Annotated in this window: 14 protein-coding genes; 12 read left to right on the top strand and 2 right to left on the bottom strand. The window is 29.9% G+C overall.

All coding sequences use genetic code 11. The annotated features are described in order from the left end of the window. Positions 1–1,556: 1,556 nt before the first annotated feature. The 7 genes from COE53_RS12515 to COE53_RS12490 all read left to right on the top strand — a co-directional run bounded on the left by COE53_RS12515 (position 1,557) and on the right by COE53_RS12490 (position 13,488). Positions 1,557–4,481 (top strand): DEAD/DEAH box helicase, encoded by a 2,925-nt coding sequence (locus tag COE53_RS12515; RefSeq protein ID WP_098948144.1) that lies wholly within the window; start codon positions 1,557–1,559, stop codon positions 4,479–4,481. 106 nt (positions 4,482–4,587) lie between these two features. Continuing rightward, a complete protein-coding gene (locus tag COE53_RS12510; protein ID WP_098948143.1) occupies positions 4,588–4,977 on the top strand; it encodes a (deoxy)nucleoside triphosphate pyrophosphohydrolase in 390 nt (129 codons plus the stop codon). 284 nt (positions 4,978–5,261) lie between these two features. Further along, positions 5,262–8,801 (top strand): sigma factor-like helix-turn-helix DNA-binding protein, encoded by a 3,540-nt coding sequence (locus tag COE53_RS12505; RefSeq protein WP_218962884.1) that lies wholly within the window; start codon positions 5,262–5,264, stop codon positions 8,799–8,801. Between the two features lie 9 nt (positions 8,802–8,810). Next, positions 8,811–10,835 carry a DEAD/DEAH box helicase family protein gene (locus tag COE53_RS12500; RefSeq protein ID WP_098948142.1) on the top strand — a complete coding sequence of 675 codons (2,025 nt, stop codon included), beginning with the start codon at positions 8,811–8,813 and terminating at the stop codon, positions 10,833–10,835. Continuing rightward, on the top strand, positions 10,835–11,008 hold the full coding sequence (locus COE53_RS23970; protein WP_180242419.1) for a hypothetical protein: 174 nt from the start codon (positions 10,835–10,837) through the stop codon (positions 11,006–11,008). Before COE53_RS12500 ends, COE53_RS23970 begins: the two co-directional genes overlap by 1 nt. Further along, positions 11,005–13,032 carry an AAA family ATPase gene (locus COE53_RS12495; protein ID WP_098948141.1) on the top strand — a complete coding sequence of 676 codons (2,028 nt, stop codon included), beginning with the start codon at positions 11,005–11,007 and terminating at the stop codon, positions 13,030–13,032. The genes COE53_RS23970 and COE53_RS12495 overlap by 4 nt, the downstream gene beginning before the upstream one ends. Positions 13,033–13,035: 3 nt before the next feature. Next, positions 13,036–13,488: a hypothetical protein gene (locus COE53_RS12490; protein ID WP_098948140.1), complete on the top strand. Its 453-nt coding sequence runs from the start codon at positions 13,036–13,038 to the stop codon at positions 13,486–13,488. Between the two features lie 82 nt (positions 13,489–13,570). Here COE53_RS12490 and COE53_RS12485 read toward each other — a convergent pair whose 3' ends face one another. Beyond that, entirely contained in the window at positions 13,571–14,623 is a 1,053-nt protein-coding gene (locus tag COE53_RS12485; protein ID WP_098948139.1) for an HNH endonuclease family protein, read from the bottom strand. Positions 14,624–14,810: 187 nt separating this feature from the next. On the opposite strand from COE53_RS12485, the gene COE53_RS12480 reads away from it, so the two are divergent. The 5 genes from COE53_RS12480 to COE53_RS12460 all read left to right on the top strand — a co-directional run bounded on the left by COE53_RS12480 (position 14,811) and on the right by COE53_RS12460 (position 20,474). Then, positions 14,811–15,140: a pyrophosphohydrolase domain-containing protein gene (locus COE53_RS12480; RefSeq protein ID WP_483295431.1), complete on the top strand. Its 330-nt coding sequence runs from the start codon at positions 14,811–14,813 to the stop codon at positions 15,138–15,140. 44 nt (positions 15,141–15,184) lie between these two features. Then, complete coding sequence (locus COE53_RS12475) at positions 15,185–16,168, top strand: restriction endonuclease (protein WP_098948138.1); 984 nt, start codon at positions 15,185–15,187, stop codon at positions 16,166–16,168. A gap of 80 nt (positions 16,169–16,248) precedes the next feature. Further along, a complete protein-coding gene (locus COE53_RS12470; RefSeq protein WP_098948137.1) occupies positions 16,249–18,972 on the top strand; it encodes an AAA domain-containing protein in 2,724 nt (907 codons plus the stop codon). Positions 18,973–19,189: 217 nt separating this feature from the next. Next, the gene (locus COE53_RS12465) at positions 19,190–19,786 is read left to right on the top strand and encodes a hypothetical protein (RefSeq protein WP_098948136.1); all 597 of its coding nucleotides are present in this window, start codon (positions 19,190–19,192) and stop codon (positions 19,784–19,786) included. Between the two features lie 49 nt (positions 19,787–19,835). After that, positions 19,836–20,474 carry a hypothetical protein gene (locus COE53_RS12460; protein WP_098948135.1) on the top strand — a complete coding sequence of 213 codons (639 nt, stop codon included), beginning with the start codon at positions 19,836–19,838 and terminating at the stop codon, positions 20,472–20,474. Between the two features lie 247 nt (positions 20,475–20,721). Here COE53_RS12460 and COE53_RS12455 read toward each other — a convergent pair whose 3' ends face one another. Next, on the bottom strand, positions 20,722–21,201 hold the full coding sequence (locus tag COE53_RS12455; protein WP_098948134.1) for a hypothetical protein: 480 nt from the start codon (positions 21,199–21,201) through the stop codon (positions 20,722–20,724). Between the last annotated feature and the right edge of the window lie 26 nt (positions 21,202–21,227).

Raw genomic sequence — 21,227 nt, 5'->3', positions numbered from 1 at the left:
TTCTCTTTATTAGCACAGCCTTATTCTATGCTTTTGCATTAACATGGTTTAGAATGTCTCATAAGCAAATCTTCCAAACAGTATCTTTTTTTGCAGTATGTTGCTTGGTGATTGGATTTTATTCGGGTTTTACCAAGCTTATAACATTATCATGCATCTATTCACTAATAGCAGTAGTAATTATAGCATTAAATTACTTCATCTTTATGAGAAAAGAAGGCGCAAAATTTGATGAACCTTTGTTTGAAAAAGGTGATTTGAAAAATTCAATCAAATTATTAAAAAAACTTTTTAATGATAAACACTAAATAAACAGAAATAATGGAAATGTCGTTTGAGCGGTTACGGCATTTCCATTTTTGTTAGAAGTATAAATATGCAGATTATAAAAATCAGGATTCCTATAGCCGACTAATTATGTAAATCTAAATGTATACAGCAATAGGCATACCACTTGTTTTAGTAAAGTTGCAAATAAAAGCATAACAACTGTAAACTAAGCAAAGTAACTAAAAGTAATTTCAGTTATGCAAGAAATGAAATTACGGTTGTTAGATACCCTTCATCCATCGGAAGTATAATAGATATTTTCCAATATAGTTATAAAAATAATTAAGTCTACAAAAAGGTTACGACGGCAACGAGGTAAGCAAAGAAACAGAGTCTTTTAGTCAAATCTTGTTTGATGAAAAAAATATTAAGAAACAAAAAATAAAAACTGGTGGCAAGTTGGTGGCAAAAAATATCATACTGTCACCAATTCTATCTGGATTAATCCTAATTAGCTTACATTAAAGCCTATTTAATCAAGCTTTTCATATTTAAACTGTTATAATCCAATTTACTTATCTACCTTGACAGGGTAGAGGTCGCTGATTAAACCACAGTTAGGATCATACCTTGCCACAACAGCGTTGGCACAATATTTTGTCAGGACAAAATGCATGTAGAGTTGCCATAAAGATTTGTTCGAAACACCACGTACATTCTAAATTTTTAGCTGAAAAAGTAAAAGTCGGCAAACGTCAGTCACTTATCAAAAGGTACAAAAGTGTTACTGCTAAAAGTGATATTTGAAAAATTTCTCGAGGCAAAGAAAAAGCAGAATTTTAAGACCACAATCATTAAATTAATTTATTTTTTTATCCAATAGTATTGAATTGTTTCATGCCACATGATAGCGACAAACCATCTAATCAATCAAACATAACAACAAATGTTATATCTGACTATGTGTATTGGCTAAATCATGAGTGTGTGAAATTCTATGGAAATAAATAAGTTCCAGATTATGCGAAATTAATTTCTCATCACATGTTAATTTAGTCATAAAGAGACTGTGTCTAACAAGAAGCTGTTAAAAGTTCGTGGGTTTGAGATAAACACTTACACTTGCAACGAAGATTTTAAAAAATAATAAAGAAAGAACCTACTCAATTTTTTGAGTAGGTTCTTTTGTATTCTAATTACAGAAAATGTTAAATGAAGTGCCAAAATTCATAGAATTTAACAAGCATTTAAGTTAAAATCCAAATTAGAAATAAATAAAAACTGTAATGATTGGGGATCGAACGGTGAATTTTATTCAAAAGCTAGAAGAGTCTTTACACAAGGGGTTTATAGATCAAAAACATAATTACAATGGAAGTTATGCTCCAAAATTACTAGTAAATAATACCAAGAATAACGAAAATGTATTATCTACTTTATTAGAAGAACTTGATAATTGTAAGTCTTTTTATTTTTCAGTAGCATTTATTACTGAAAGTGGACTTGCCATGCTTAAGTCCCATTTTCTTGACCTAAAGCGTAAGGGTGTAAGTGGACGCATCTTAACTTCTACTTATTTAAGTTTTAATCAGCCTAAAATTTTTAGAGAGTTAATGAAGATTACAAATGTTGAAGTCCGATTAACAAATTTAGAGGGGTTCCATTCAAAAGGATATATCTTTAATAATGACACTCACTATTCACTAATTGTTGGAAGTTCTAACATTACTGCCAATGCATTAAAAGTAAATTATGAATGGAATATTAAGCTTACTTCGCATGAAGATGGTGAAATTGTTCGTCATTTTAAAGAGCAATTTGAAGATGTATGGGAAAAAGCGCAACCATTAAACTATGCGTGGATTGAAAATTATGAAACTGCTTATAATCAGTTAGTAGAGAATAAAGTATTAGATCGAATCTCAGATTTCCCAGTATCATATCAAACCAATCCAATCGAAGAAGCATTAAAAATTGTGCCAAATAAGATGCAACAAGCAGCACTTGCAGAAATTCAAGCAGTTCGTGAGGCTGGGAAAGATAAAGGATTAATTATTTCAGCAACAGGGACAGGGAAAACTTATCTTTCAGCATTTGATGTTAGAAGTTATATGCCGAAACGAATGTTGTTTATCGTTCATCGTGAGCAAATTTTGCAGAAAGCTAAATCAGATTATATAAAAGTACTTGGTGGAATCGAAGAGGATTTTGGTATTTTATCAGGTACAAATAAACAAAAAGATGCTAAATATTTATTTGCTACAATTCAATCGATTTCTAAGGATGATACATTACAACAATTTGATCCTGAAGAGTTTGATTATATTTTAATCGATGAGGTTCATAAAGCGGGTGCTCAATCTTATCAAAAAGTAATCAATTATTTTAAACCAAAGTTTTTAATGGGAATGACTGCAACTCCTGAGCGAACTGATGATTTTAATATTTATGAACTATTCGATTACAACATCGCGTATGAAATTCGTCTACAAGAAGCGCTTGAGGAAGACATGCTTTGTCCTTTCCATTACTTTGGAGTGACTGATCTTGAGTTAGATGGAGAAACAATAGATGATGCTACAATATTATCAAAGTTAGTAACAGATGAACGTGTTAACCATTTAATTGATAAAATCGAGTATTATGCTTATTCAGGCGATAAAGTAAAAGGTCTGATTTTCTGTAGTAGAAAAGAAGAGGCTGAAAAGTTATCAATTGCTTTGAATCAAAAAGGTTATCATACCTTTGCTTTGACAGGGGATCATTCACAAGAAGAAAGAGCTAGAAAAGTAGAACTATTAGAGAATGGAAACTTGGATTATATCATTACTGTTGATATTTTTAATGAAGGTATCGATATTCCATGTGTTAATCAAGTAGTAATGCTGAGACAAACACAATCCAGCATAATATTCATTCAACAACTTGGTCGAGGATTACGTAAACATGGTTCAAAAGATTTTGTTACGATAATAGATTTTATAGGTAACTACCGAAATAATTATTTAATTCCTATCGCACTTTCAGGAGACAAATCGCTAAACAAAGATAGCATTCGAAGAAATATGAAGGATACAAGTTATATTAAAGGTGTTTCTTCTATTAACTTTGAAGAAATAGCTAAGAAGTTAATATTTAGTTCAATAAATAGTAGTAATTTAACAGAGTTGAAAAAACTTAGAGAGGTATTTGTTGAACTTAAAAATAGAATTGGAAGAACTCCATTTCTTTATGATTTTATTACTAATAATTCAATTGATCCAAATGTAATCGTAAATAAATATTCGAACTATCAACAGTTTTTATTGAAACTTAAAGAAGATGTTCCATCTTTAAATGATTATGAAGATAAGGTTTTAACATTCCTTTCTTTAGAAGTATTAAATGGTAAACGTAAGCATGAAATAATTCTTTTGGAATTACTTTTAAAAGACGGATTAGTAAGGATCAATGATTATATCGATCATTTACGAGAAACTAATTGTGCGATTGATGAATCATCGATAAATTCTGTAAAAAGAATTTTTGATCTGTCATTTTTTACAATATCATTTAAAAGTAAATATGGTGAAATTCCTATTGTAATCTTAGATGAAAATAATAATTTTAGATTTAATGGTTCAATTATTGAAAGCTTACAAGTTAATGATCACTTTAAGAAAATGGTTTGGGATGTTATAAAAACATCTAAAGAAAAGAATACCAAGTATCAATCAGATGTACCACTAACTCTGTATGAAAAATACACAAGAAAAGACGCATGCAGATTATTAAATTGGGCAAATGACGAAAGCTCAACAATGTATGGTTACAAAACAAAATATAATACTTGTCCAATATTTGTAACATATCATAAACATGAAGAAGTAGAGTCAAGTGTGGCTTACGGTGATGAATTTGTAAATCAAGAAGTATTAAATTGGTTCACAAGAAGTAATCGTTCTTTAGAATCCGAAGAAGTTAAAAAAATAATAAATGCTAAAGAAAATAATATTGATATTCATATCTTTGTGAAAAAGGACAATGATGAAGGTGGAGATTTCTACTATCTTGGAAAAGCACTTCCTGATAAAAACACTGTTCGACAATCGGTTATGTTAGGTAAAGATGAAAAAGAACTTCCAGTTGTCCAGATGAATATGATCATGGAAAACAGTATAGATAGTAAGCTGTACTATTACATTATTAGTGGTGAAAATGAGGAAGAGTAATTTTCTCTTATTTCAAGTTAATATATGAAAAATTACTTCCTTTATTTAAATTGAATAATCTTTCCAATATAATAGAGTTAAATAAAATGAATAAAGGGATGTAAAAATGAAAAAACAAATTAAAGTAGTTGGTGCGGTAATTCGAAACAATGAAAATCAAATTCTATGTGCTCTTAGATCATCTGAAATGAGTTTACCAAACTTATGGGAATTTCCAGGTGGTAAAATTGAAAAAGGTGAGAAGCCTGAGGAGACTTTAGTTCGAGAAATTAAGGAAGAACTAGGATGTGAAATTGTAGTTTCAAATTTGGTTGAAGATGTTGTGCATGAATATGATGCAATTATTGTAAACCTGTTAACATATGAAGCAGAGATTTCATCTGGTACTCCAGTTGCAAGTGAGCATGCTAAACTGGAGTGGAAAAAGGTAAACGAATTAAGTGAACTTGCATGGGCACCAGCAGATATACCTACAGTTGAATTTTTAATGAAGTAAAATAAAAAAATGTTTTTTATTACTAGTAACTTTTTGTAAAGAGAATCCTAAACGGATTCTCTTTTTCCATGTTCAATTTTTTGAATACCCCATGGTTTACAATAAGAACTAAGAGTTAAATAGGAAAATTTGTAATAAATTAGGTGAAAATGCTTAAATGATAATTACAATAAAAGGTATATTTTACATACTACTTTTGTTGTAAAATTAACAATATCTATCGACTATAATTGAATTGTTGAGTTACTATAGATATATTACAACAATGTTACGCGGAGGTTACAATGAAAGATTATATTCAAGTTCCTTCCATTCTGGATATTAATGAGTTGGAAGAGGGACGATTTAAGCATATATTACTAGAATCTACCAATTTAGGTGAAGGTCGGTTATCCCTTGATAATTTAAGAGCACTTTATAAAATTAATCCGAAGGAATTTATGCAAATAGTTGATGAACTTTCAATAAGGGGATTTTATTGTAACACTGAAAAACCAAATAATATCCTTCCTTCAACAAATATTTCATTCTCCACATATTTTTGGGTACAGGAGGATAAAGGACAGTATCAAAATCTAGATTTTCAAAAATTAGGGATGTCTGGTTTTATACGTCGATTTAATGTGTCCAAAGATACTTTTTTTCATAAAATTCCAATTGAAGGCTTTAAAAAAATAAATGGGTATCTTGATTCTGAGTTACTTGAATATGAGTTTATTAAAGCCGGATTTGAAATTCATGAATTGGGAAAAACATATTTTCCTACCGATTCTATAATATCGGTTTCAAATGATCCTAATTATTCTGCTACAAATGATTCGGATGATACAACTAATGCAAATAACACAAATGATCTTAATACTGATCTGGTTGAACTAGAAGATAGCTTCCCCCCAGAGCATTTAAAATCTAGAACAATAGATGAAGTTTTTTATACAAATATCTTTAGTAGCTTCCGAAGATATTGCAAAATGCATGTAATAATATATGTAAGTGGAATATCAGATAAGGTACTAGAGAATTACAGTAGCATGCGAGGAGTTGGGATTGGTAAGGTTGATGCTATAAAGCAGCAATTGAAACTAATTAAGTCTATGTCCTCAGAAGATATATCTCCTGAGGAGAAAACTAACCAATCGCGATCAATCGAGACGTTGTTTCCAGAAAATGTTTTTCTCTCATTTCGTAAATTTTGTTTGCAATATCAAATTAAGAGTATTTACGAGATTACGAGAGAACATATAGAAACATATAGTAATTTAAAAGGTATTGGTATAGGGAAAGTTGAGATGGTTAAACAGCGAATTAATCAAATTATTGATACAGATATAGATATTGATGATTCTGAGGAGAATGCTTTTAATGGGTATTCATATAAAGCCAATCTGAGTTCAACTTATATTGAGATAGACTCTCTTTTAGTTGGTAGAAAATTCGATAGATTTAAAGAGTATTGTAATACGAAGGGGCTTAAGACATTAGGTCAACTACAAGGAAATCATCTAGAAGAATTTTCAAAAATGCCTGGTATAGGTAAAACACGTGTCAGTTATATATTAGATATTCTTCAGGACTATTCAGAGTCTAATGAATTGGAAATTGAATATTTTGAAACGGGTAAAATCTTTGACCTAATTAAAGATTTTAGTATTAAAAAACTAGTACTTTTATTAGGTTATAAGGTAGAAATTAATAGTACATTAAAAATAAAAGATATAGAAGGATTAAAAATTTCAGAATTAAATGATGAAATTGAACAAAGACTTCTAATTGATTTATCGATCCAGTTAAAAAAACAGTTCCTTCCTAAAGAATTAATTGACAATTTTATTTCTGAACTATCAGAACGTGAATCTGTAATATTTGAGTTAAGATATAAAATTGAAAAAACTTTAGAAGAAGTTGGTACTGAAATAGGAGTTACTAGAGAAAGAGTCAGACAGATTGCAAAAAAAGGGTTAGATAAGTTTGAAGGCTATTTAAACAGAAATCGATTTACTACTCTTATAAGTTTATTATCTAACTCAGAGAAATATATTACTAGAAATGAACTCAATAAAATTATAGGTAGTGAAAATGAATTTTTTATAAATTTATTAAAACAAGACTTACCTTTATTAACTTATTTTCGTGAATTAGATATATTTTTCTTATTTAATGATAATAAGGTCGATTTTGAATTGATAAATGAATTCATGAACGATTTACCAGAAGTGTTTAATTTTAACGAATATAAACAATATTTTGAGGAAATGTTAGAATCAGTTGGAATTGATAACCCTTCGCTTGAAATGATAGAAAATCTAATAAGTTCGAGGGACTTTACTAAATTTGGTGATATTTATTCTCAGCATAAACTTACGATACATGAGGTACTTACTTATTTATTGAAGAATTATATAAGTGAACCGATTCGTATTGACGAAGAAGGTATAGAACGTCTGAGGTTTTTAGCAAAACGCTATCTTGAATTTGATCTTGGAGAAAGTGTACGTTCAATTGATGCACGTATTAGAGATGCAGAAAATCTTCTACTTGTTGATAAATCTACTTTTGTTTATTTTAATAGTGAGGAATTTGATACATCAATTATTGATAAAATTGAATCATATATAAATAACAGATTTTTGGTAAAAGAAGTAATTAATGTAGAAGAAATTTTCCAAGAATTCAAACCGGTATTAGAGCAACTAAAGATAGATAACAAATTACATTTATATTCTCTAATTCGTTATTATCTAGATGATAAATTTTCAATTGGTAAAGGAAATACGTTAAACATTTATAAAAATGATTCCTCAAGAGCTACAAAAGAGGAAAGATATATTTCTATTATGAAAAAGCACGGTGGTTTAGTTTTAAAGGAATTATTATTAGAAGACGGCCAAATGTATAAAGTAGATTTAGCAATTCAGCATTCAAACAAAATAATTCCTTGGGGAAATAAACATGTGATTCTTGTAGAAAATTTGAAAATAACTGAATCAGAAGAAATTGAAATAATAACCCACTTTAATAAAAGCTTTGAAAAAGGCTATAACACATCAACCTTCATGTTTAATGAAATGATGTTTGATAGAAAGCTTTCAGCGTTTTTGAAGAATAAAGGTATAAATGAATCTAACAAACTTACATCTCTTATTAAACACTTTATGCCAAATGTTAAAGGACACCTTAATTATTTATATGTTGAAGGAACTGAATTTGAAAGCTTTGAAAATGTTATTATTGAAAGTTTCAATAGGGAAACTTCTAGAAAGGAAATTAAAGATTTTATATTTGAACATGGCTATAAAGAGATGATGGCTTCTAATCTTTTATCCAGACTTTTAGAATTGGAAATTTATATTGAGATAGATATGGACATTCTATATCCTGCGAGAATGTTTAAAATTGATACCGACGTATTAGATGAAATAAAGTCTTATGCTGAAGAACAAATTGGGTCTAACGAGTATTTATCTATAAGTGGTTTAAAGGGATACCGCAGAAAACTTCCGCAAATTGGATTTAGATGGAATCCGTTTTTATTAAAGAGTGTATTACATCTCTGTGGCTTTCGCCAAATAAAGAAATTTTATAGTGATTATCGATACGATAAAATAATTGTTGTAAAAAAAGAGAGCAAACTTGAAACTTTTGAGGATTTAGTACTACATGTATTAAATGACTATAAAGGTAACATGCATGAAGTTAGCATAGTTGAATACCTAGTAGAGAAGGGCATACTTCGTGAAAATGATAGTAGAAAAAACCTACCACATGAAATCAAAACAAGTGATAAGTTTGACTTTGATGAATTAGGCTATGTGAAATTAAGGTAGGTGGTATAGATGACATTTAAAGGGTTGAATTTAAAATATAAATACCGTTCAGATGCCGATCAAATTCATTCTGACTTTTATAGTAAAGTAATTGAGAGATCAGTTCGATATGATAGGGCTGCTGGTTATTTTACAAGCGGTTGTCTTAGTGTCATTGCTAAAGGTCTTGAAAAGTTTCTTTATTCAGATGGATATATTCGAATAATTGCTAATCCACATTTATCAAATGAGGATATTGAGGCAATTAGGTTAGGTTATAAAGCGAAGTATGACTTAGTTACTCAAAGCATACTTAAGCAAATTGAAATGACTGAGGAAAGTATTCGAGATGATACTTTAAATATTCTTGCCTGGCTAATTTATGAAAACAAGCTAGATATAAAAATTGCATTTACGAAAAATAATAGTCTTTATCATGAAAAGTTTGGAATTTTTTATGATAATGCTGGTAATAGAATTGCATTTTCAGGTTCTGCTAATGAAACAATTGGTGGAATTAGAGATAATTTTGAAAAAATAGATGTTTTTTGGAAGGATTTTGATTTAACTAGGATTAAAGATATGGAGTCTGATTTTGAAAAGCTTTGGAATAACACAACAAATGGTTTAACTGTAATAGAACTTCCAGAGTTAATAAAGGAGAAAATTATAGCCAAAAAAAAGGAGCGAAAACCAATATTAAAACCTGAAATTAAACCAAGACCATATCAGCAAACTGCGATTGATGCTGTAAAGAATAATAATTGGTCCGGTATTTTAGAAATGGCTACTGGAACCGGGAAAACAATTACGAGTTTAATCATTGCGAATGAGTTTTATAAAGAAAAAGGTAGAATATTTTTAACGATAATCGTTCCATTTACGCATCTAGTAGAACAGTGGGAAAAGAACTGTTTCGAGCTTGGTTTTGATAATATAACTACCTGTTTTGGAAACAAAAAATCATGGACTAGTAGACTTCAAACGGATGTAAGAGATTTTAATATTGGCATAATCAAGAAACATGTCGTAATTACGACATATAGAAGTGCAGCCTCTGAAGAATTTAATAATTTAATAGAAAAGATTAGGGGAAAAGACTTTTTAATAGCTGATGAATGTCACTATTTCGGAGTCAGTTCCCTTAGAAATAACAAATTCAACGGTATCGAAGCGAAGCTAGGTTTATCCGCAACTCCAGATCGATGGTGGGATGACAATGGAACAAACTATATAAAAGATTTTTTTGGTGAAACCGTTTATGAGTATGGAATGAAGGAAGCAATTGATAACGGAGCACTGACAGAATATTTATATAAACCTTTTATAACTGACTTGACAGATGATGAGCTTGAGAGGTATGAGAAACTCACAAGGCGATTAATTCACTTATATAGCTCAGACAAACCAGACAAGGATGAGATAAGTGATATTAATAGAAAACGTGCACAGATATTAAGTAAGGCAGAAAATAAAAAAGAAATGCTTTTTGAAATTTTTAAAAATAAAAAAATCAACGAGATAAGTCATACGTTGGTTTACTGTGCACCAGGTGAAGTAGAATTAATTACTAAAAATCTGTCTGAAATAGGGTATAGGGTCCATCGTTTTGATTCAAAAGTAAAGCTTGAACAAAGAATGAACATTTTAAAATCATTTGATGATGGTACAATTCAAATTTTAGTTGCGATTAAATGTTTAGATGAAGGGGTTGATGTACCGAGTACAAAAACAGCATATTTCTTAGCTAGTACTTCTAATCCCAGGGAATTTATTCAGAGGAGAGGAAGAATCTTAAGGACTTACCCTGAAAAAAATGTTGCTGAAATTTTCGATTTTATTGTTCTTCCAACAGGTGCAACCGATCAATTATTTACAAGTATTGCATCAAAAGAAATTCCAAGATTCGCTGAATTTTCGAGATTTGCAATTAATAATTATAATGCGAGAGAAATAGTTAGAAAACCACTGAGTAATTATTCATTGGAATATTTAATGGATAAGTTACCTTGGGAAGTATATAGAGAATTTCAACAAAGTATAGGGGCGATATAATGAAAATCAATAAAGATTTAGATAATAAAATTAATGAATTTCCAAATGATCTTGCTGATCTTGCAAGGCTACTTCTTTCAGAGCTAGAGGGTGGCAGAAAGTCAAACTCTACAATTGAAGAATTGATTAGAGAAGAAGTAAGAGATATTGTACTAGAGGAGGAAGAAAAGTGAGACTAATTGAAATCTCTTTAAATAACTTCCGTCAGTTTTATGGTGAACAAAAAATTGAATTTGCAAGTGGAAATGAAAATATAACAATTATTTTCGGTGAAAATGGAAAAGGGAAAACTGGTATATTCCGTGCATTAATGTTTGGTCTTTATGGAAGTACTCATATCCAACAGGATAATTACAAAGAAAAGATTCATTTAGTAAATTTCTTAGCTCTTGACGAAAATCTTAATATGCCAGTCGATACATCGGTAAAGATTGTATTCGATCATAAAGGTAAAAAATACGAGATTACAAGATTTGTACGAGGTTATAAAACAGGATCAGAAATTAAAGAGAAAATTATGGATGTTGAATTGTTCATTACTGACGAACAAGGAAACCTTTCACCTGATCCAATCACTGATGAAAAACAAATAAATATGATGATTAATGATATTCTCGATCAAAATATTAAGGACTTTTTCCTATTTGACGCAGAAAAAATAGAAACTTTAGCAAAGACTGATGCGAAAGTAAAGGAAGAAGTAAAAACTGGGATTGTTAAACTCCTTCAAATTGATAAACTAGAAGCTGCAATCAACCTTCTTAAAAGATTACATGGTTCAGAGCATAGACGCATTACAGCTTCATCAAATAATCTGAACTTAAACAAAAAGCAAAATGAAATTGATACAATCACTTCAGATATAACTAAACTAGAAGAAATCGTTAGTTTAAAGGAAGAAAATAAAGTTAGTTGTTCACAGGAAATTGAACAAATTAAAAATAAGCTTGCTGAGAATGAGGATGTTAAAAAGATTCAAGAAAAGTTAGAAGTAGAGAATGACAGAAAGAATTTACACACTAGACTTGCAAACGACAAGAAAAGTGAATTGAAATCTGAATTAATAAGTAATGGATATCATTTAATGATGAAGGATACTTATTTTTCAGTTAAGAACTATTTAGATCAAATCTTAGTAGAGCAAAAAGATTTAGTGCCGATAGAGGTTATCGAAAAGTCACTAAATGATCTAATTTGTGCTTGTTGTGGCAATGACCTTCACAAAAACAAAGATTATTTAAAAAATATTGAGTTGCTTAAAAATAATTTCAAGCGCTCAGAACTAACGCCATTGATATCATTGATTAATTCAAGTATCCATGATTACTCCATAGAAGAATCTGAGATTGTTTCTTCCATTGAGAAGAAATTAAAGGAATTTAGAAATTGTAAAGACGAAATAGAAGAAATAAACCGTGAAATTGATAGATATAGTGGCGAAATTGGAGTAAAAGCACAAGAGCAAGAAAACCTTAAAAATCTTGAATCAACCTTAAATAATAAGATTTCATTCTTAAGTGATCTTGAAAGGGAAATTGATAAAGTCAAATATCAAATCACTGAAAAGGAAAAATCTAAAGTTGCTCTAGAAAAAGAATTTACACGCTTACTTCGAGAAGATGAAAGTAATCGGATTGATTCTAAAATCATTGATAAGATTGATAGTTTAAAAGAACATTTTGAAAAGGTTTTTAAGGAATATAGCGATGAAATGCGTTCAAAATTGACAGCTGAAGCAAGTGAAATATTTAGAACATTAATCGATAGAAAAGATAAAAATCTTGTTAAAAAAATAAACATTAATGAAAAATACGAAATCGATATTATTGGTTGGGATAACATCAACATTACACAGGATATTTCCCAAGGGCAACGCCAAGTAGTTGCACTTTCATTTATCACTTCTCTTGCGAAAATTGCATCTGGTGGATCAGAGGATATTAACTTTCCATTATTTATGGACACACCATTTGGTCGTATAAGTGGTAACAACAGGGATCATCTAATCGATAATATCCCTAACCTTACATCTCAATGGGTTTTATTATTAACTGATACAGAACTTTCAAGAACTGAAGAAATACGTTTCAAGAGTACTGGGAAGCTTGGTATGTGGTATAAACTTGAACAAATTAAGCCTGGTCACTCAGAAATTGTTCAAATCGAATTAAACGAAGCAATGGCAACTAGGGGGTAAATAATGGACTTTTTATCAGATCAAGCACTCTTATACACTAGTAAGAAATACGAGGAAATTTATTTTCATTTCAATAATAAATATGAAATAAAGTATCAAGATCTATTTATCCTGTGCGCGACTCTTGGTTTTAAAAAAAATAAAAAAATAAAAATAAATGAACGCGGACGAGAATTTAGAACGAACTACTTAAATTCACGCCAAAAAGCTACAGTTTATTCAATTATTCTAAGTGATGATGAATTAGGTAGAAATATTGAATCATTTGATTCAGAAAATTTCCCGAAAAATGCTAGAAAACGACTTGAAGAGTATGCTGAGGGTGGCATGGAGATTTTTGTTGAAGAGGTTTTTGGTCGTCGTTGGAATGGAAATAACCTAGATTCAGCATATAGTGAATATGAAATTGATTTATTAAGCTTTATTTATGCTGATTCAAATGAGGTACCATTTTAAAAGAGAATCTTTTTAGATTCTCTTTTTTCTCATTATCTAATTTAGTTTATATTTACTTTTTTGCTTTTTTGCTTTTACTTTCTTAAAATGATATACCATATATCTCTCGTGGCGACCATTCGGGATTTTTAAATGAAGTTGCGTAACCAAAAATAGTATCTAAAAATTTCCACCTAGAAGATGATGTAGAACCTGTTCTCATTATCAATGTTTCCTTTAAAGGATGATTACTATCGATTAGGTATTCATTTCTTTTATGCAATCTTAACAATAAGTCTTTATGAGGAAGTCGTGCAAATTTACCATTCACTTCACCCCTATTACAATCTTGACAAGATAAAACTAAGTTCCAAACTCCATTCAAATCAAGGTCAGAATTAGAATTATATTGAATACTCAAAGGAATAAAATGATCTATATCACAAGTATTTTGCTTCTTACTATCAATAGAGATCGAATTAAAACAGTAAAAACATTTACCTTTTTGATATCCATTTAAAGGCTTTCGTACAGGAGTTAGTGATATTCTATTGTGAGAATTCATGTAACCTTGAGCAGTTACAGGACGAATATTAAATAACTCTTCTAAATCAATATCAAATTTTACTTCTAAAAAAGTATTCCTTTCATTCCATGCTGTTTCAACTAAATTCCATCTTCCCTCTATTTCTTCATACATATTATCGTGTTCTATACTTTCACCTAATTTAAATAGATCATCTGTAAGAACTATACCTAGTTTATTTCCTTGCACTACTTTCTCAAAGAATGAAGTTTCAAGATTTCCAGTTGGAATGTTATGAAATGCATCTAATACGTTATTAAAACCCAATTTTTCTGTAATTGTAAGTAACTGTTCCCATGTAATTTGATCTGAATCATAAAGCTGGCATGCATGTATAAACTTTGAGCTAGAACTTGTTATTTGTCTTTTACCACTTCGAACATGTTCTAACATATGTTGAACATAAATTGGTGAAAGATCCTCTAAAGATATAAATCCATTATTCTTTTTGCTAAGTTGTAATAGTGATTTAGCTAATGCAAATTTATATGTTGCAACATTTCTCCCAAATAAAAAAACTGCTCTAAATTGACTTTCTTCAGAAGTATCATCTTTTAAAAATTGGACCAAACTCAATCTTCCTCTCAAGAAATTGTTAGTTTCTTATTGTTTGTAAACTTTAAATATAATAAAAATTATTTCTATTAACCTTTTATTTAAAATTCGAAAAATAAACTCCTTTACGTGATGAATTAGTATATTCTACAATTAAATTATAAAATATTAATACTAATTAGTTGGAAAAGGAGAGTACTTAATGACTATAAAATATTATAACAAATTAGTGAGAGATAAAATTCCAGCAGTTATTACCAAATCAGGGAGTACATATGAGACGGAAGTCCTAGATGAAGAAGAATACATAGAGAAACTAAACGAAAAGTTAAATGAAGAACTTGAAGAGTTCTATAATGCAACACCTGAAGAAACTGTTGGAGAAATTGCCGATATTTTGGAAGTTCTTTATGCCTTAGCTGAAACTAAAGGTATTTCTATTGAGGAAATTGAAAATGTTCGACTTCAAAAGAAGGAAGATCGTGGTGGGTTTAAAGATAGAATTCTATTGAAACATGTTGTAGAAGGCTAATGATATTATTTTCGTATTTCTTGTTTTAATTAGGGGGAGATATTTTGACTAAATGGTGGATGGTACGTGCAGGGGATAATAACGAGTTAATACCAATTTGGAAGCAGAAAAATGTAGTATCAATTGGTTGGGCAGATTTGGGCAATCCAAAATTATTTACATCAAGAAATGTATTAATACAAAAAGCACATAAAATATACGATGAAGATAAACCTGCTGCTCGTATAAACTGGGCAAGTCAGGTTTGGCGTTTTAGTAAGGAAATTGAAGAAGGCGACCGTGTAATTACATATGCAAGAGATAAAAGAGAATATTTGATTGGTACCGTTAAAAAAGCACACAGATTTGATGTAACCGTAGTAGATAAATATTATCCAAATATTATTGAAGTTATATGGGAGGATAAAAGAATACCGAGGGATATTTTATCACAAGGTGCTAGAAATACTCTGGGATCTGTCCTTACGGTATTTCGAGTTGACGATTGGGGAAATGAGTTAGAAGCTTTAATAATGGGAACTCACCCAACATCTGATCCTGATGGCAACAAAGAAGAAGAAGAGATTATTAAAGAAGATTTTGTACAAAAGGCATTAACAATGGTACAAGACAAGGTAGATAAACTAGATCCGTGGGAAATGCAAGATTTGTTAGCGGGGTTACTACAAGCCATGGGATACAATGTTCGAGTTAGCCCTAAAGGTCCTGATGGTGGTGTAGATATATTAGCCCATAAGGATGCTTTTGGATTTGATAAGCCAATTATTAAAGTACAAGTAAAACATCGCAAGTCTACGTCTGGCTCACCAGAAATTCAGCAATTGCTTGGAGCTCACCCTATTGATGCAAGTGCTTTATTCTTGTCCACTGGTGGATTTACATCACAAGCAAAAGAGGTAGCGAGAAAAAACAACGTTAAATTACTCGATTTAGAAGAATTAGTAAATTTAATAGTTTATTGGTTTGAAAAAATGCCAAATGAAACACGTTCATTATTGCCATTACAAAAGATATATGTACCTGAGTAAAATTAGGGTATTATAAAATAAAAAGACTCCCAATCAAGGGAGTTTTGTTATGTTGATTAAGTTAGAGGAGATTCAGTGAATTGAACGATGACAAAGATCTTATCATAATAAAATGCAAGGATAAAACAGAAGAAGTTGAGTTTTGTGAATTTGTAAAAGACAAATTCGAAGTTAGATTTCGAAACAATAGTGAGCCTTATAGATATAAATCTTCAAATGTTTGTTGGTATAAAGATCCTAAAATATTAGACCCCAAGAAATGGCTTGTTTATGAAAATAATAGTCCAGTCAGCGGTGCTATATCGATTCTTGATTTTGGAGATTATATAAAACTTAAGTTTCAATCAGGTTATAAAAAGTTATACAAAAAATCAGAGATTTATATGGAAGAAACTAGTTTAAAGAACAATAGTTCAAAAAACATCTTTGAATATATAAAAAAACTTGCTGGACAAATTAGTGTAAGAGATGAGAGGGATAAAAGTTTTTTAAGTAATCAATACAGCAAACTTGAAGTGATTAGTCCCCGAAGCGTTCTATCAACATATTTAGAGAAGAAGTCCTTAATTAAAAATGATATTGAAATAAATGCTATTTTCCCTTTTGGGTTTAATCAAAGTCAAAAATATGCAGCTGAGAAAGCATTAAATAATCAAATAAGTGTAATTGAAGGACCACCTGGAACCGGCAAAACACAAACTATCCTGAATATTATTGCAAACGCAATTTTGAATGATAAAACAGTCGCAGTGGTATCGAATAATAATTCTGCAACTGCAAATGTGTTAGAAAAGTTACAAAGATACGAAATTGATTTCATTGCAGCATATTTAGGAAATAACGAAAATAAAGCGAAATTCTTAGCAGAACAAAATGGTAAATTACCGAATATGAACGGCTGGAAAATGCCAATTGAAGAATTTGACTTATTAAAAACAGAACTAATATCATCTCAGAAAAAATTAAATGAGATGCTAAGTTATCGAAATAAACAGGCACTTTTAAAACAAGAATTATCAAATATACGAACTGAAAATGAGTATTTCATTCAGTATTATAAAGAAACTGTTTTTGAAAATTATCATTTCAAATCCATATCTAAATTAAATTCAGATAAAATATTAAAATTGTTAATTGAATATAAGCAAAAGTCTTTCAAAGGAAAAATAACCTTAACAGAAAAGTTATTTAACTTATTAATTTATGGAGTATATGATTTTAAAATTTATAGTTATCCACCTGAACAAGCTATCTCATATTTACAAAAGAATTTTTATGAGAAAAAGATCAATGAGATTAATATTCAATTAAATGCATTAACTAAAACACTTGAACACTATAACTTTGAACATGAGATGAAAGAATATAGTAGACGGTCAATGAACTTATTTAAAGCTAAGTTGGCTATGAAATATAGTGGCGGTAATAGAAGTGTTTTTCAAAAAGGGGATCTTTGGAAGAACTTCGATAAATTTTCTAATGAATATCCAGTAATCCTTAGTACAACTCATTCGTTACTTAATAGTACCGGGAAAAATTATCTTTTTGATTACATAATTGTAGATGAAGCTTCCCAGGTTGATATAGTTACTGGGGCGCTTGCACTTGCAGCAGCTAAAAATGCCGTAATAGTAGGTGACACGAAACAGCTTCCAAATGTAGTGCCTAAAGAAGTAGCTACGATCACGAACAATATAATTAATTCTTATGGATTAGAGGAAGCTTATAATTATACTACAAATAGCTTATTGTCATCGTTCCTTACATTATTTGAAGATATCCCTAAAACACTATTAAAGGAACACTATCGCTGCCATCCAAAGATTATTGGGTTCTGTAATCAAAAATTTTATAATAATGAATTGATTGTAATGACTGATGAAGAGGATTTAAATAAACCATTGGTATTATACAAAACTTCAAAAGGTAATCATGCGAGAGAGAGGATTAATCAAAGACAAATTGAGGTTATCTTTGATGAAATTATACCGGAACAAAAAATTGATGAAGGAAAACAATCGGTAGGTATTATTTCACCATATCGTTTGCAGGTCGAAGAGCTTTCAAAGGTTGCAGGCCGTCGCAATATACAAGTGGATACGGTTCATAAATTTCAAGGGAGAGAAAAAGATGTAATAATCCTTTCTACAGTAGCTAATAAAGTAAAAGCTGAAGACTTTGTAGACGACCCAAATTTAATAAACGTAGCAGTTTCTCGTGCTGTCGATAAATTAATTGTTGTAGCATCAGACGGTGGGGAAGAATGGAAAGGCACTAATATTGGAGATTTAGTAAGATATATTCAATATAATAATTTTGAAGTTATTGAGAGTAAAATATATTCTGTATTCGATCTTCTATATAGTAGCTATTCAGATAAATTACTAGATACGTTGAAAAAGACTAAGAATGTTTCTAAATATAAATCAGAAAATATAATGAATGTGGTCATAAGTGACATTTTGAGTTTGCCTGAATATCAAAACCTTAGTTATGTAATGCACCAGCCTTTAAGGATGTTAATTAGAGACCCATTTAAATTGACAGATGAAGAAGCAAAATATGCGATGAATATTTTGACACATACTGATTTCCTAATTTTTAATAAAGTTGATAAGATGCCAATATTAGTTGTTGAAGTAGATGGTTATGCTTTCCATGCAAATAATCCAACACAATTAAAGCGTGACAAAATGAAAGATGAAATATTGAATAAATATGATATTCCTATAATTAGACTAAAAACAAATGAGAGTAGAGAAGATGAAAGACTACGATTAAAATTAATGGATGTCATAAGATAAAGTAAAAAACTCTATAAAAAAGAGCCAATATATAACATTAACCTTTAACCTGTTCAATTATTTGAACAGGTTTTTTATGTTTATTACTAAAAACCCCAATCCCCCAAATAGAACCAATACTTTCATTTACCCACTCAATTTTCTGACCATCCCATCAGTTAAGATTAATCCAGATTCAATCAAACCCTAATCTAAAAAGACTGAAGGAGGATTTTATATGAAAAAAATCACTTACCTATTATTAGCACTTCTAATTACCCTACAAGCCGGTTGTTCATCAAATAACCAAGCTAAGCAAACAACCAAAGATTCAAAGACAAAAGGAGAATCAGTAGCCGTAGACAAAGGTTTATTCAACGTAAAACTTACATTACCAGCTTCAATGTTCGAGGGAGATGACATAAATAAAGTCATTGCCGATGCAGAAAAAGAAGGAATCAAAGTAATAAAAAACACAGACGGATCTCTAACCTACAAAATGTCAAAATCTCAACACAAGAAAATGATGAAGAGTATAAGAGAGCAAATCATTAAAACTGTCAATGAAACAAAACAAAGTAAAGATTTTACCTCATTAAAGGATATTACCTACAACAACGATTTTACTGAGTTTACTTTGATTGTAGACAAATCAGCCTATGAAAATAGCATGGATGGTCTTGCTGCGTTTACATTTGGGATGTCTGGAATGATGTATCAACTTTATAACGGGGTAGATCCAAATGATTATAAAGTTACCATTTTAGTAAAAGATCAAGCTACTCAAAAAGAGTTTGATAAAATCGTTTACCCAGATTCGCTTAAAGATAAATAATTTCAAAATTTCATTAGACTAACAAATAAATTAAAGGTGAGGTTAAAAAATGAACAGAAAATATTTAAAGGTAGTAAGTTTATTAGGAACAACTTTATTAACAATTTCGTTATTAACAGCATGTGGGCAAAGTACAAAAGATGTGACTGTAAAAGAAGACACTCCAAAAAAAGAAGAAGTAAAAACAACTAAAAAAACAGAAAAACCAAAACAATCCAAACTTGGTTCAAGAACGAATCCAGTCCCATTTAAGAAAACTGCTACTGTAGATGACAAATTATATAATGACAATGGAGATTCATTTCCAATAAAGTTTGACTTAACAGTAGAAGAAGTAGTACGTGGAGCTGCTGCATATGCTAAGTTAAAAAGTATGAATGAATTTAATGATCCTGCGCCAAACGGTTATGAATGGATATTAACTAAGGTAAAAGTTAAATTTGTAAAATCAGCTACTGAAGATTTAGCATTTAATATTGATGGAATCATGAACTTTAAAGTAGTAAGTGAAAGTGGAGATATTTATAGCGGAGATGTTTATGGAACAACGGATCCTGATTTTAGCTATGAAATGTATGTAGGAAATGAAAAAGAAGGCTACATTGCTAATTTAGTAAAAACTGGAGAAAAAGCGCAATTAAGATATGAAGAGTTTATTGGAGGTCAAGTATTCCTTAATTTGCAATAATACCCATTTTCTAAAATAAGAAATCAAATAATATAATAATAAATGTGTACAGCCAAGTCTGTGCACATTTTTCGTTTATAGCTACAGATCATCAACAACCCAAAAGGAGAAATGTTAATGTAAAATATACTTTTGATCAAGCTAAAACAAACTCCAATCCCAAAAACTGAGGAGTCCCAGTTCTAAGTTAAATCGAGCACTAAAAAGAGAATAACCATTCGTTAATCTCCTTTTTTCATCATTCAGCTTAACCCGTTGATTTAATTTCAACCCAAACTATTTCTTTTGTTACAATACTAAATACTACTTTAAAGATTATCTTCTGATTTTTATCATAATAACTATGATACTTAAGTTCTTGTTCTCTATCTTGCCAAGCTTCTTTGTAATTATGCTTAAGTATATCAGTAATTTCACTAATATATTTTAAATTGGATTTACCATTTATGAATACCTTGTTTTCCTCATAAAAGCCAAATAAATAATTTACTTGATTTTTTTTATTAATATCCATTACTAAATTTTCAAAGTAATATTTTGCACTTCCTCTTGAAAATCGATTACTTTTTACATATCCTCTTAGATCTACATCGTCGATATTCTCATATATTTTTATATTATTTATTGTAATCGTTTTTAAAGATGTACTTTTTAGATTTTTTTCACTATTACATCCCCAAAAAATCAAGAAGCTATTTAGACATATTAATATAAGTAATTTTTTCATTTTCCACCTCAACACAATATGTCTTT

The organism is Bacillus sp. AFS029533 (assembly GCF_002585125.1).
Classification (GTDB): domain Bacteria; phylum Bacillota; class Bacilli; order Bacillales; family Bacillaceae_G; genus Gottfriedia; species Gottfriedia luciferensis_B.
Note: the sequence above shows the minus strand (reverse complement) of the source record. Positions and strands in the feature narration are given on the sequence as shown.

Bases quoted from the DNA above. Each gene is read 5' to 3' on its own strand.
- COE53_RS12515 (WP_098948144.1), top strand. From the start codon at position 1,557: ATGATTGGGGATCGAACGGTGAATTTTATTCAAAAGCTAGAAGAGTCT.
- COE53_RS12510 (WP_098948143.1), top strand. From the start codon at position 4,588: ATGAAAAAACAAATTAAAGTAGTTGGTGCGGTAATTCGAAACAATGAA.
- COE53_RS12505 (WP_218962884.1), top strand. From the start codon at position 5,262: ATGAAAGATTATATTCAAGTTCCTTCCATTCTGGATATTAATGAGTTG.
- COE53_RS12500 (WP_098948142.1), top strand. From the start codon at position 8,811: ATGACATTTAAAGGGTTGAATTTAAAATATAAATACCGTTCAGATGCC.
- COE53_RS23970 (WP_180242419.1), top strand. From the start codon at position 10,835: ATGAAAATCAATAAAGATTTAGATAATAAAATTAATGAATTTCCAAAT.
- COE53_RS12490 (WP_098948140.1), top strand. From the start codon at position 13,036: ATGGACTTTTTATCAGATCAAGCACTCTTATACACTAGTAAGAAATAC.
- COE53_RS12480 (WP_483295431.1), top strand. From the start codon at position 14,811: ATGACTATAAAATATTATAACAAATTAGTGAGAGATAAAATTCCAGCA.
- COE53_RS12465 (WP_098948136.1), top strand. From the start codon at position 19,190: ATGAAAAAAATCACTTACCTATTATTAGCACTTCTAATTACCCTACAA.
- COE53_RS12460 (WP_098948135.1), top strand. From the start codon at position 19,836: ATGAACAGAAAATATTTAAAGGTAGTAAGTTTATTAGGAACAACTTTA.
- COE53_RS12455 (WP_098948134.1), bottom strand. From the start codon at position 21,201: ATGAAAAAATTACTTATATTAATATGTCTAAATAGCTTCTTGATTTTT.